Origin of the sequence: Streptomyces malaysiensis subsp. malaysiensis (genome assembly GCF_040653035.1) — a bacterium.
GTDB classification, from domain to species: Bacteria; Actinomycetota; Actinomycetes; order Streptomycetales; family Streptomycetaceae; genus Streptomyces; species Streptomyces malaysiensis.
This window is the reverse complement of record NZ_JBEZNG010000018.1, coordinates 34,429-46,628: the sequence shown is the minus strand read 5'-3', so window position 1 is coordinate 46,628 and position 12,200 is coordinate 34,429. Positions and strand designations below refer to the sequence as shown.

At 68.9% G+C, this 12,200-nt stretch carries 10 protein-coding genes and 1 pseudogene; 9 read left to right on the top strand and 2 right to left on the bottom strand.

The window, feature by feature from the left end:
• Positions 1-7 precede the first annotated feature (7 nt).
• The 6 genes and pseudogenes from AB0E24_RS29940 to AB0E24_RS29915 form a co-directional block, all read left to right on the top strand.
• Positions 8-652, top strand: coding sequence for a cyclase family protein (locus tag AB0E24_RS29940; protein WP_359381615.1), 645 nt, complete (start codon positions 8-10; stop codon positions 650-652).
• Positions 653-678: 26 nt separating this feature from the next.
• A complete protein-coding gene (locus tag AB0E24_RS29935; RefSeq protein ID WP_069867730.1) occupies positions 679-1,086 on the top strand; it encodes a YybH family protein in 408 nt (135 codons plus the stop codon).
• Positions 1,083-2,531, top strand: coding sequence for a gamma-aminobutyraldehyde dehydrogenase (locus AB0E24_RS29930; protein WP_359381612.1), 1,449 nt, complete (start codon positions 1,083-1,085; stop codon positions 2,529-2,531). Before AB0E24_RS29935 ends, AB0E24_RS29930 begins: the two co-directional genes overlap by 4 nt.
• Before the next feature lie 79 nt (positions 2,532-2,610).
• On the top strand, positions 2,611-3,126 hold the full coding sequence (locus AB0E24_RS29925; protein ID WP_093707122.1) for a GNAT family N-acetyltransferase: 516 nt from the start codon (positions 2,611-2,613) through the stop codon (positions 3,124-3,126).
• A 169-nt stretch (positions 3,127-3,295) separates the two neighbouring features.
• Entirely contained in the window at positions 3,296-4,078 is a 783-nt protein-coding gene (locus tag AB0E24_RS29920; protein ID WP_232636576.1) for an SGNH/GDSL hydrolase family protein, read from the top strand.
• Positions 4,079-4,116: 38 nt separating this feature from the next.
• Positions 4,117-5,106 (top strand): annotated as a pseudogene (locus AB0E24_RS29915) (extracellular catalytic domain type 1 short-chain-length polyhydroxyalkanoate depolymerase); the annotation flags it as partial.
• 170 nt (positions 5,107-5,276) lie between these two features.
• Here the strand turns inward: AB0E24_RS29915 and AB0E24_RS29910 are convergent.
• Together AB0E24_RS29910 and AB0E24_RS29905 are read right to left on the bottom strand one after the other, a co-directional pair.
• Positions 5,277-6,818, bottom strand: a complete 1,542-nt coding sequence (locus AB0E24_RS29910; protein WP_069867734.1) for a long-chain-fatty-acid--CoA ligase — start codon at positions 6,816-6,818, stop codon at positions 5,277-5,279.
• Positions 6,815-8,356, bottom strand: coding sequence for a class I adenylate-forming enzyme family protein (locus AB0E24_RS29905; RefSeq protein WP_232636574.1), 1,542 nt, complete (start codon positions 8,354-8,356; stop codon positions 6,815-6,817). Before AB0E24_RS29905 ends, AB0E24_RS29910 begins: the two co-directional genes overlap by 4 nt.
• Positions 8,357-8,637: 281 nt before the next feature.
• Between AB0E24_RS29905 and hemA the strand changes: the two genes are divergently transcribed.
• The 3 genes from hemA to AB0E24_RS29890 all read left to right on the top strand — a co-directional run bounded on the left by hemA (position 8,638) and on the right by AB0E24_RS29890 (position 12,093).
• Positions 8,638-9,864 (top strand): 5-aminolevulinate synthase, encoded by a 1,227-nt coding sequence (hemA, locus tag AB0E24_RS29900; RefSeq protein WP_079260297.1) that lies wholly within the window; start codon positions 8,638-8,640, stop codon positions 9,862-9,864.
• Positions 9,865-10,399: 535 nt separating this feature from the next.
• Complete coding sequence (locus AB0E24_RS29895) at positions 10,400-11,029, top strand: hypothetical protein (protein WP_359381608.1); 630 nt, start codon at positions 10,400-10,402, stop codon at positions 11,027-11,029.
• A complete protein-coding gene (locus AB0E24_RS29890; RefSeq protein WP_359381605.1) occupies positions 11,026-12,093 on the top strand; it encodes an acyl-CoA synthetase family protein in 1,068 nt (355 codons plus the stop codon). The genes AB0E24_RS29895 and AB0E24_RS29890 overlap by 4 nt, the downstream gene beginning before the upstream one ends.
• Positions 12,094-12,200: the final 107 nt, after the last annotated feature.

The following is a 12,200-nucleotide window of genomic DNA, read 5'->3' as shown; positions in this document are numbered from 1 at the left end:
GGCCGGCGTGCGCCTGATCGACCTCTCCGTCCCGATCGCCACGGGCATGCCGGTCTACCCCGGCGATCCGCGGGTCACCGTCGCCCCGGCGCTGAGCGCCACCGACGACGGGGTGAATGTGCTGCACCTGGACATGGGGTCGCAGTCGGGCACCCATGTCGACGCCCCGTTCCACATCGACGACACGCTGCCCACCCTGGACCAACTGCCCCTGGAGCGGTTCTGGGGCCCGGCCGTGGTGGTGGACGCCCGTGGCGCCGGGCCCCGGACACCACTCGGACCGTCCCTGTTCGAGGGGCCGCCGCGGGCCGGAACGATCGTGCTCGTGGCCACCGGCTGGTCGCGGCACTGGGGCACCGACGCCTACCCCGCCCATCCGTATCTGACCCCGGAAGCCGCCGAACTCCTGGTGGCCGCGGGGATCCGCACCGTCGGTATCGACGCGCTGAGCGTCGACACCACCCCCGCCGACGACTTTCCCGCCCACCGGATCCTGTGCGGCGCACACGCCGTCATCGCCGAGAACCTCACCGGTCTCGACCCCCTGCTCGACGCGCAGTCGGCGGGAGAGCCCATCGAGGTCTCCCTGCTGCCGCTGCGGCTCCCCGCCGCCGACGGCGCCCCGGTACGGGCCGTGGCCCGCGTCGGCTGAACCACCCACGCAAGGAGTACCACCCCATGAACGACGAGGTTCTGAAGGCCGCCGACGCCCTGGTGGCGGCGTTCGGCGAAGGCCGCCTCGACGACTACTTCGCGGCGTTCGCACCCGACGCCACGTTCGTCTTCCACACCACCTCCGAACGGCTCACCTCCACCGCGGACTACCGCGCGCTGTGGGACCACTGGGTCGCGGAGGACGACTTCCGCGTACTGGACTGCGCCTCCACCGACCGGCTGGTCCAACTCCTCGGCGACACCGCGGTGTTCACCCACCGGGTGAAGACCACGGTGAGCACCACGGCCGGTGCGGAGACCACCCACGAGCGCGAGACCATCGTCTTCCGCCGTCAGGAATCCGGCCACTGGCTGGCCGTGCACGAACATCTCTCGGCAGCACCCGGCACCACCACGGAGACGGAACGATGAGCGAACTTCTCGTACTGCGCAACCACATCGACGGCGAGTACACCGACGCGGCCGACGGCCGCCGCCTCGAGGTCACCGACCCCGTCACGGGCGAGGTGTACGCCTCCTCGCCCCTGTCGGGCGCCGCCGACGTCGACGCCGCGATGGCCGCCGCCGCGGCCGCCTTCCCCACTTGGCGCGACGCCACCCCGTCCACCCGGCAGAAGCTGCTGCTGAGGATCGCGGACGCGGTCGAGGCCCGCGCGGAGGAGATCGCCGATGCGGAGTGCCGTAACACCGGAAAGCCCCGCGCCCTCACCCTCACCGAGGAGATCGCCCCGATCGTCGACCAGATCCGGTTCTTCGCCGGTGCCGCACGCCTGCTGGAAGGCCGGTCGGCGGGCGAGTACATGGAGGGCATGACCTCGATCGTCCGGCGGGAGCCGATCGGGGTGTGCGCGCAGGTGGCGCCGTGGAACTACCCGCTGATGATGGGCGTGTGGAAGTTCGCCCCCGCCCTCGCCGCGGGCAACACCGTCGTCCTCAAGCCGTCGGACACCACCCCCGCCTCCACCGTGCTGCTCGCGGGCATCATCGGCGACATCGTCGCGGAGATGGGCCTTCCGGCCGGCATCTTCAACGTGGTGTGCGGCGACCGCGAGACCGGCCGACTGATGGTCGAGCACCCCACCCCGGCGATGGCGGCCATCACCGGTTCGGTGCGCGCGGGCATGCAGGTCGCCGCGTCGGCCTCGAAGGACATCAAACGGGTCCATCTGGAACTGGGCGGCAAGGCCCCGGCGGTGGTCTTCGAGGACGCCGATATCGCGGAGGCCGTGGCGGGCATCTCCCTCGCCGGATTCTTCAACGCGGGCCAGGACTGTACGGCCGCCACCCGGGTGCTGGTCCACGAGTCGGTCCATGACGCGTTCGTGAGCGCGCTCGCCAGTGCCGCCGCCGGGACGAAGACCGGCGGTGGCATCGATGACGAGGACGTGTTGTACGGGCCGTTGAACAACGCCGGTCAGCTGGCCCAGGTCTCGGGCTTCATCGACCGGCTCCCGGCACACGCCAAGGTCGAGGCGGGCGGCCACCGGGTGGGCGAGAAGGGCTTCTTCTACGCGCCCACCGTGGTCTCCGGGCTCCAGCAGGACGACGAGATCATCCAGAACGAGGTGTTCGGCCCGGTCATCACCGTGCAGCCGTTCTCGGACGAGGCGCAGGCGATCTCCTACGCCAACGGTGTGGAGTACGCCCTCGCCTCGTCGGTGTGGACCAAGGACCACGCCCGCGCGATGCGGATGTCCAGGGCCCTGGACTTCGGCTGCGTATGGATCAACACCCATATGATCCTCGCCGCCGAGATGCCGCACGGTGGCTACAAGAAGTCCGGCTACGGCAAGGACCTCTCCGCGTACGGCTTCGAGGACTACACCCGTATCAAGCACGTCATGACGGCCCTCTGAGATCGGCCACGACGGCGCCGCGGACGATCGACGGCGTGTCAGGGCGGCACTTCCGGCGGAGCGCTTAGTCTGTGGCGGCATGAGTGAGATGACACTGCGCCGGGCCCATGTCTCCGACCATGGAACCATCGTCGAGAGGGTGCGGCACTGGTGGGGCGATTCACGCACCCCCGTCCAGGCCCGTGAGCTGTCCCTGCTGCTGCCCAGGCTGTTCCTCCAGTTCTTCTCCGGCACCAGCCTGGTGCTGGAGGACGACGACGGGATCAAGGCGTTCCTGGTGGGCTTCCACGCCGCGGACAACGACCACGAGGCGTATATCCACTTCGTCGGGGTGGCCCCCGAACTGCGGGGGCAGGGGGTGGGCCGCAGGCTCTACACGGCGTTCTTCGAGCGCGCCGCCGAGGCGGGGCGTCGGGAGGTGCATTCCATCACCTCGCCCATGAACACCGGATCCGTGGCCTTCCACCGGGCCATGGGGTTCACGCTCGAAGAGGGCGACCGTGAGGTCAACGGCTTTCCGGTGCACGGCGATTACGACGGCCCCGGACAGCACCGGGTGTGCTTCCGCCGGCACCTCGCCGTTCAGCCGTCCTGAGCTGGGAGCACACCGCTCGCCGTAGCGGTGTGCTCGGTGCGCTCCCAGCGTTGATGTCCATACGCGGACGTATCTGAGGAGCACGAGAGGGCTTGACGGTGGTCGAGGGCTGCCCTATCACCCGTATGGGAGCGCTCCCATATCTAGTGGACCGCCGAAAGGAAAGCCCATGGCACGCACTGGAAGACATCCGCTCGCCGCCCTGATCCCCTTGCTCGCGTTCCTCGCCGTCCTCGTCCCGCTCGGCGCCGGTACGGCCCACGCCGAGTCCAACGGTGGTGTGAAGGTCATGCCGCTGGGCGACTCGATCACCGACGGGTTCAACGTTCCGGGCGGTTACCGCGTCGGCCTGTGGCAGAAGTTCACGGCCGGCCGTTACAAGGTCGACTTCGTCGGCTCGCTCTTCAACGGCCCGGCGGGGCTCGGCGATCACGACCACGAGGGGCACTCGGGCTGGACGATCCAGCAGATCGACGACAACGTCGTCAACTGGCTGCGCAACCAGAACCCGCACACCATCCTGTTGCACATCGGGACCAATGACATCTACGGCAGCGACCCCGCCGGGGCCCCGGCCAGGCTCTCCACACTGATCGACCACATCACCGCCCAGGCGCCGAACGCGGAGCTCTTCGTCGCCACCATCACCCCGCTGGGCTTCATGGACTCGACCGTGCGGGCCTACAACGCGGCGATCCCGGGCATCGTGCGGAGCAAGGCCAACGCGGGCAAGCGTGTCCATCTGGTTGACATGTACAGCGCATTGACCCCCGCGGATCTGGCCGACGGAGTGCACCCGAACGCGGGTGGCTACGACAAGATGGCCGACGTCTGGTGGCGGGGGCTGCTGTCGGTGCCGGGCAGCATCGGCACCCCTTCGTCCGCCACGCCCTCGTCCGGCACCGCCGGGTCCACGGCGTATGGCAACGGGTCGGCCGCACGGGCGGCATGAGCCGCCGTTCACCGTCACAGCCCCAGGAAGGACAGCCCATGAACCGCACCCCCGCGCCTGTGGGAACCACATCCACGCCCGGCCGACGCCGAAACACACCGAGGTCGACGGCCACGGCGTTACGCGGCTTACTCGGCGGCGTACTGCCGCTGCTCGCCTCACTGCTCCTGCTCGCACCGACCCCCGCGGCGGCCGCATCGCTCACCGAGGTCACGGGCTTCGGGAACAACCCGAGCAACCTCCGTATGTACGAGTACGTGCCGAACAACGTCGCGGCACGGCCCGCCGTCCTCGTGGCGGTGCACTACTGCACCGGCTCGGGCCCCGCGTTCCACTCCGGTACGGAGTTCGCCTCCCTGGCCGACCGGTACGGTTTCATCGTCATCTACCCCTCGGCCACCAGAAGCGGCGCCTGCTTCGATGTCTCCTCCCCGCAGGCGCTGCGGCACGACGGCGGCAGCGACCCGGTGGGCATCGTCTCGATGGTCCGCTACGCCCAGCAACGCCACAACGCCGACCCCGACCGGGTGTACGTCACCGGCGCCTCGTCGGGCGCCATGATGACCAACGTCCTGCTGGGCGACTACCCGGATGTGTTCAAGGCGGGCGCGGCGTTCGCGGGCGTGCCCTTCGGCTGCTTCGCCACCACCGATGGATCCAGCTGGAACAGCGCCTGCGCCAACGGCACCATCACCAAGACCCCGCAGGCGTGGGGCGATCTCGTTCGGGGGGCCCACCCCGGATACCAAGGCGCCCGGCCGAGGATGCAGTTGTGGCACGGCACCAGCGACGGCACCCTGCGCTATCCGAACTTCGGCGAGGAGATCAAGCAGTGGACCAATGTGCTCGGGGTGAGCCAGACCCCCGCCTTCACGGACCGTCCACAGTCCTCCTGGACCCGCACCCGCTACGGCGCCACGGGCAACCAGGCCCCCGTCGAGGCGATCAGCATCCAGGGCGCGGGCCACTCCCTCCCGACCGCCGGAATGGCCGCACGGGCCATCACCTTCTTCGGTCTGGACGCCGGCTGAACGGAGGCCGGTAGCCGGCAGGGAGAGCCGCGGGCAAGGCCATCGGCCGGACCGCTTCCGCGACGATGCGGAAGCGGTCCGCCGCGCCTCCACGGTCCGCCCTCCGACACCCGCCGGAGAAAACGCGCCTCGGGATCGGCGGAATGGCCCCGTGGCGAGTTGATTCTCTACCGGCCGGGGGTGAAGCGGCTGACGAGGTCGCGTTTGAGCACCTTGCCGCTGGGCCCCAGGGGGAACGTGTCGATGAACTCCACCCGGCGGGGGTACTTGTGCCCGGCGAGTCGCTCCCTGGCCCACGCCACGATCGCGGAGCCGAGTGCCGTGTCCGGAGCGGTTCCGGGGCGTGGCCGTACCACGGCGCACACCTCCTCGCCGTACACCTCGTCGGGCAGTCCGACGACGGCCACCTGGGCGATGGCCGGGTGGCGCATCAGTACGTCCTCGACCTCGCGTGGGTAGACGTTGTATCCACCGCGCACCACCAGGTCCTTTTTGCGGTCCACGAGGGTGAGATAGCCCTCCGTGTCCTTGGTGCCGAGGTCGCCGGAGCGGAACCAGCCGTCGACCAGGACCTCCGCCGTGGCCTCCGGGCGGTTGAGGTATCCGGCCATCACATTGTGGCCGCGGATGACGATCTCACCGACCGCGCCCGTCGGCAGCAGTTCGATACGGTCCTCCACCTCGGCCGCGGCGATCTCCGCCTCGACGCCCCAGATCGGGCGTCCCACCGTCCCCGGTTTGCGTGGCCACGCCTTCTGGTTGTAGGCGACCACCGGTGACGCCTCGGTCAGGCCGTACCCCTCGTAGATCGGGCAGCCGAAGACCTCCTGGAAGTCCTCGAGCACCTTCACCGGAAGCGCCGAGCCCCCGGAGAAGGCGCGGTCCAGGGCGGGGCGGCGTGGGTCCTTGGCGGCGGCGTCGAGCAGGGCCAGATACATGGTGGGCACGCCCATGAAGACGGTGCACCCCTCGGTGACCATCAGGTCCAGCGCCCCGGGGCCGTCGAACCGGCTCATCAGCACCATCGTGCCGCCGGCCAGAAAAGTGGTGCCCATTCCGCAGGTCTGCCCGAAGGTGTGGAACAGGGGCAGACAGCCGAGCAGCACATCGTCGGGGCCGAGGTCGAACGGCGAGAGCATCGTGGTGCTCACGTTCATCACCAGGTTGAAGTGGGTGATCATCGCGCCCTTGGGCCGGCCGGTGGTGCCCGAGGTGTACAGGACCACGGCGAGGTCGCCGGGCTCGCGCGGAACGCAGCCGTCGATGGGCCCGGTGTGTTCGGCGAGGGCGTCCAGGCGCGGACGGCCGTCATGACGCTCCTCCAGAACGGTGATCACCGGAACCCCGGCCACCTCCGCGCCCTTGGCACCCTCGGTGAGCATCGGCGCCCCGCACACCAGCACCTTCGACTCCGAGTCGCGGAGCACATGGACGATCTCCTCGGCGCGCAGCAGACCGTGCACCGGGACGGCCACGGCGCCCAGGGCCAGCACGCCGTAATACACCATCGGGAAGTGCGGTGTGTTCGGCAGCAGCAGCGCGACCCGGTCGCCGGGGCCGATGCCGTGATCGCGCAGTACGGCGGCGTACCGCCGCGTGGCGTCCCACAGCTCGCGGTAGGTGATGCGCCGCGGGCCGAAGACGAGTGCGGGGTGGTCCGGGCGCCGCAGCGCGGACTCGGCCAGCACCGCCGCCGCGGTGAGCGTCATGCCCCGGTCCGCTCGGCGGCCAGCCGCTGCTTGTCGGGCTTGCCCGCACCGGTCAGCGGAAGGTCGTCATGGAAGGTGATCGCGGCCGGCACATGTTTGGGCGACAGCTCACCGGCCACATGGCCGAGCAACGCGGCGAAGTCGGCCGCGCCCCCGGGCCGGAGCACCACGGCGGCGTGGATGTGCTCCACCCGGTCCCCGTCGGCCACTCCGTACACCGCGGCCTGGGCGACATCGGGGTGGGTCAGCAGCGCGTTCTCCACCGCTATGGGATGCACCTTGATGCCGTTGGTCTTCATCACCTCGCCCACCCGGCCGTGCAGACGCACATAGCCACGCTCGTCGAGGGAGCCGAGGTCGCCGGTGTACACCCAGCCGTCGCGTACGCTCTCCGCGGTCAGCTCCGGCTCGCGCCAGTAGCCGAGCATGTTGAACGGCGACCGTACGCAGATCTCGCCGATCTCGCCCACCGGCAGATCGCGGTCGTCGTCCTGGTCGCGGACGCGCACCTCGGCGGTCAGTCGGCCGGCCGTCATCCGCAGCTCGGGGTCGAAGTGGTCCGGCGGGGCGAGCACGCTGATACCGCTGGTCTCGGTGGTGCCGTAGAACTGGAGCAGCACCGGGCCGAACACCTCGACCGCCTCGGCCAGCCGGGCCGGGGAGGCGGGACAGCCGCCGTAGGAGATGATCTGGATGCTCGACAGATCGGTGTCCTTGATGGCCGGGTGGTCCACCAGCATGTACAGCTGCGGAGGGGTGAGGGTGAGCGCGGACACCCGGTGGCGCTCCACCGCGCCGAGCACCGCGCTCGCGTCGAAGCCGTTGTGCAGGACCACCGTGCCGCCGGAGGCGAGGGCGAGGTCGGCGCCTGAGCCGTTGGAGTGGCTCACCGGCAGCGTCGACAGGTAGGTGATCGGTCCGGGTGCGTCAAGTCCCGCCCGCAGATAGAGAGTTCGGACCCGGAAGGGAAGTGTCACACCCTTCGGGGTGCCGCTGGTGCCACTGGTGAACAGCACCACGGCCGGACGCTCGGGGTCGGTCTCCACCACCTTCAGATCGACGGCGTCCGCGTCGCCGGTGGTCAGGTCCAGCACATCGGGACCGAAGGAGCCCAGCGCGGCGAGCCGGGGCGGCTCCGGCAGCCGCTCGCACAGCTCCCGGGCCAGGCCCAGGTTCTCCTCGTCGACGGCGAGGAAAGTGGCGCCCGTCTTCTTGAGGATCTCGTACCGCTCGCGGGTGGCCAGCTGATCGGTGGGATCCACCGCGTTGGTGGAGTGCAAATGGACCACCGTGGCGCCGATCAAGTTGGCCGCATAGCGCAGAATGATGGTGGCCGGGGTGTTGGCGACCGTCAGCACGGCCACGACCGGAATTTCATCTTCCACTATCTGGCGGCGCAGGAATTCCGCGGCCGCGGCCACGGTCCGGGTGAACTCACCGGCCGTGAACCGCTCATCCTCCCGGAGCAGGGCCACCCGCTCCGGATCGGCGGATAGAGCCTCGAGGACCCGTCGGACGTAATTGTCGGTCGGAGACATCGAAACTCCAGTTCGCCGTGTGCCGATGAGTTCAAGGTGCCGTTTCCCGCTGAAGGATGACACCCCGCCCTCGGCATGGCAACCTTCTTCCAACCGCCCGTCACTTTCTTGCCGTGAAACCGGGTTGGGTGTGCGGAAGCTGCCTTTCGGCATACCGATTGACGGCCGGCCGCATGTAGATTGGCGTTGGCGGGGGGCCGACACGGCTCATCCCGTTTTCTGCGCGCTCCCCAAGTAGCCGAAAAGCGAAGTGAGTGGACGTGACGACCCAATATCTGGACATGTTTTCGCGCCTCACCGAGGGTTCTGACGGTGGCAAGAGAGAGTTCCTGGAGATCGGACGGCTCGCCGGTCAGTTCCCCGCCGCCAGCGTCAGAGGTGTCGAGGACGCCTCCCGCATCAGCGTCTGGTGCAGCAACGACTACCTCGGCATGGGCCAGCACCCCGCCGTCCTGGACGCCATGAAGGAAGCCGTCGACCGGTACGGGGCGGGCGCCGGCGGCTCGCGCAACATCGGCGGCACCAACCACTACCACGTGCTGCTGGAGCAGGAGCTCAGCGCGCTCCACGGCAAGGACGACGCCCTGCTCTTCACCTCCGGCTACACCGCCAACGACGGCGCGCTGTCGGTCATCGCGGGCCGTATGGAGGGGTGCGTCGTCTTCTCCGACGCGCTGAACCACGCCTCCATCATCGACGGCCTGCGCCACAGCGGCGCCCAGAAGCGGATCTTCCGGCACAACGACACCGCACACCTCGAAGAGCTGCTCGCGGCCGCCGACCCCGACGCGCCCAAGCTGATCGTGGCCGAGTCCGTCTACTCGATGAACGGCGATATCGCGCCACTCGCGGAGATCGCCGACATCGCCAAGCGCCATGGTGCGATGACCTTCCTTGACGAGGTGCACGCCGTGGGCATGTACGGCCCGCAGGGCGCGGGCATCGCGGCGCGCGAGGGACTGGCCGACCGGTTCACCGTCATCATGGGCACGCTGGCCAAGGGTTTTGGCACCAACGGCGGGTACATCGCCGGCCCGGCCGAGGTGATCGAGGCCGTACGGATGTTCTCCCGCTCCTTCATCTTCACCACCGCGATGCCGCCCGCCGTGGCCGCGGCAGCCCTCGCCGCCGTCCGTCATCTGCGCTCCTCCGAGGCCGAAAGGCAACGGTTGTGGGATAACGCACAGTTGATGCACCGACTACTGAAGGAGCGCCGGATCCCCTTCATCTCCGACCTGACCCACATCGTGTCCGTGCTGGTGCGGGAGGAGACCATGTGCAAGCGCATGTCCACGGCGCTGCTGGAGCGGCACGGCGTCTACGTACAGGCGATCAACGCGCCGAGCGTACGGGCCGGTGAGGAGATCCTGCGGGTCGCACCCGGAGCCGTGCATTCCACCGCCGAGGTGGAGATGTTCGTGAGCGCCCTTGACCAGGTCTGGAAGGAGTTCGGCGGCCCCCGTGCGGAGGCCGAAATAGAGTTGCGCAATGAGGGCGACCAGGGTTAGGCACAGATGACACAAGGCATGTCGATCTTGCTTGACACGCCTTGGCGGCGAGAGGTTTGATGACACCACGCGAACAGGGCGATTCTTGAGACCCGCTTGCGTAACGGGGAGCTCGGGGGAGCAGTCGCTTTGGTGTCGCGTCGACGCAGCACGCTTTGGCACGGTGCGAACGGGCGGAAACGGGGGTTTCGGGGTGACGCTTGCGTATGTCCTCGACGGTGGTATGAACGATCAGCCGGGAGCCGGCGCAGAGCTGTATGAACTCTTTCCGAGTGTGCAGCACACCTATCAACGAATCGCGGAATGGACGGGCATCGACGTCCACCGCATATTCAGGGAAGAACGGCAACCCGGGCAGGAGCATCGACAAGGCGTAGGCGCCATTCGTCAGGCCGCGGCCGTATTAGGAATCGCGGATGTTCTCGCCGAGGAATACGGCATAACACCGGCAGCGGTATGCGGACTGAGTTTCGGCGCGCTGGTCGGTGCGAGTCTCGCCGGAGCCGTAGAACGTCGGGATCTCTTCACGCTTCTGATGCGATTGCGGGAAGTCCCCCCGCCCGCCGCGGACACCGGTCCGCAGGCCGTTGCCATGCTGCGGATCCCGTATGACACCGCCCCCGGCGACCTGCTGGACGACGTTCCGGATGTGTATCTCTCCGCCGACCTCGGAAGAGTCGGCACGGGCCAGGAGCGCATGGTGCTGCTCGGCGGCTACCGCTCCGCACTCCAGCGGTTCGGGGAAGGGCTCCCGGCCGGCGCGCTGCATGTGTCCGAAGACCACGGCGCCGCCTTCCACTCCCCGCTCCAGCGGCACATCAGCGACTTCCTCGAGCCCACGCTGGACGCCATGACCTTCCACGACCCACGGGTGCCCGTGCACTCGTGCATGGAGCGCAAAGCCCTCACCACCGCCGACGAGATCCGCGATCTCTTCCACCGCAACCCCACCGCCCCCGTGAGCGTCCCGCACATGATCGGCGGACTCGAGGACAGCGGCACCGAACTGGGCCTGGTGCTCGGCCCCGCCGCGTTCGGCACCTTCCAGAACGCGTCGTTCCCCGTGGTCCACGTGGAATCGCCGGACCATGTCTTCGAGGCGATGACCGCAGTCTACGACTTCGGCATCGAACTTCCCTCCACGGAAGCCGGGGTGACCAAGTGAAGGACGTGACCGAGCAGATCGACCAGTGGCTGTCGCAGGACATCGACGCCTGGACACGCCGGGTCGTCCGCCGCCACTTCGACCCCGACACCGGCACCCCGTACTGGCTCAAGCGCGCCGCCGAACTCGCCATCGATCCAGGGGACATCACCCGCCACGACGAGCTCTCCGCGTTCGGCCCGATGCCCTTGGGCGAGTTGCGCACCCTGGACCCGGCCGAACTCGTGCCCCAGGCCGTGCCCCGGCCGCTGACCGGCCGGGTGTGGGACTCCGGAGGCACGACCGGCAACCCCTGCCGCGTCTACTACACCGAGCCGATGCTCGAGCACCGCGCCGCATGGCGGCGCTGGGTGATCGAGCGCGAGGGATTCGAACCGGGCCGCAACTGGCTCCAGGCCACCCCCACCGGCCCGCACCTCATCGGACACGGCGCCGTGGACCTGGCGGACCTGTACGACGGCCGGGTGTACGGCATCGACTTCGACCCCCGCTGGGTCAAGCGGCTGCTCCGCGACGGCAGGCTGAAGGAAGCGCAGGAGTACTCGGCCCACGTCACCGAGCAGATCGCGGCCGTCCTGGAGCACCAGCCGGTGGACTACCTCGTCACCACCCCGGCCCTGCTCCAAGCCCTGATCAAGAGCAGGCCGGAGCTGGTGGCGCGGCTGAAGGGCGTACGGCTCAGCGGGACACACGCCACCCCCGCCATGCGCCGGTCGTTCCACAACGCCCTGGGCGGCGGACTGGTCGTCGTCACCTACGCCAACACCTTCGGCAACACCGTGGGCCTGCCCGTGGAGCACGACGGTGCCCTCATGCCGTACCTGCCGAACTACCCGCAGGTCACCATGGCGGTCGTCGACAAGGACGACTGGTCCAAGGTCGTCGCATACGGCGAACAGGGCCAGGTCCGGCTGACCGTCCTGCACGACGATCTCTTCCTGCCCAATGTGCTGGAGCGCGACCTCGCGGTGCGGTACGACACGGGCGAGGAGTGGCCATGTGACGGCGTCGCCAACGTGAAGCCACTCCAGGTCGTGCGATCGGCGCCGGAAGGCATCTACTAGCCCTCGCCCACACCCCGAAAACAGCCTCCACGAAGCCCGGGGAACACGGGACACCGGACACGGGACACGAACGAACCGCGTGGCATGTGCCACGGGGAGGGCCCTGC

Excerpts from the sequence above, each read along its gene's own strand:
- AB0E24_RS29935 (WP_069867730.1), top strand. The coding sequence starts at position 679 with ATGAACGACGAGGTTCTGAAGGCCGCCGACGCCCTGGTGGCGGCGTTC.
- AB0E24_RS29930 (WP_359381612.1), top strand. The coding sequence starts at position 1,083 with ATGAGCGAACTTCTCGTACTGCGCAACCACATCGACGGCGAGTACACC.
- AB0E24_RS29925 (WP_093707122.1), top strand. The coding sequence starts at position 2,611 with ATGAGTGAGATGACACTGCGCCGGGCCCATGTCTCCGACCATGGAACC.
- AB0E24_RS29920 (WP_232636576.1), top strand. The coding sequence starts at position 3,296 with ATGGCACGCACTGGAAGACATCCGCTCGCCGCCCTGATCCCCTTGCTC.
- AB0E24_RS29910 (WP_069867734.1), bottom strand. The coding sequence starts at position 6,818 with ATGACGCTCACCGCGGCGGCGGTGCTGGCCGAGTCCGCGCTGCGGCGC.
- AB0E24_RS29905 (WP_232636574.1), bottom strand. The coding sequence starts at position 8,356 with ATGTCTCCGACCGACAATTACGTCCGACGGGTCCTCGAGGCTCTATCC.
- hemA (WP_079260297.1), top strand. The coding sequence starts at position 8,638 with ATGTTTTCGCGCCTCACCGAGGGTTCTGACGGTGGCAAGAGAGAGTTC.
- AB0E24_RS29895 (WP_359381608.1), top strand. The coding sequence starts at position 10,400 with ATGCGATTGCGGGAAGTCCCCCCGCCCGCCGCGGACACCGGTCCGCAG.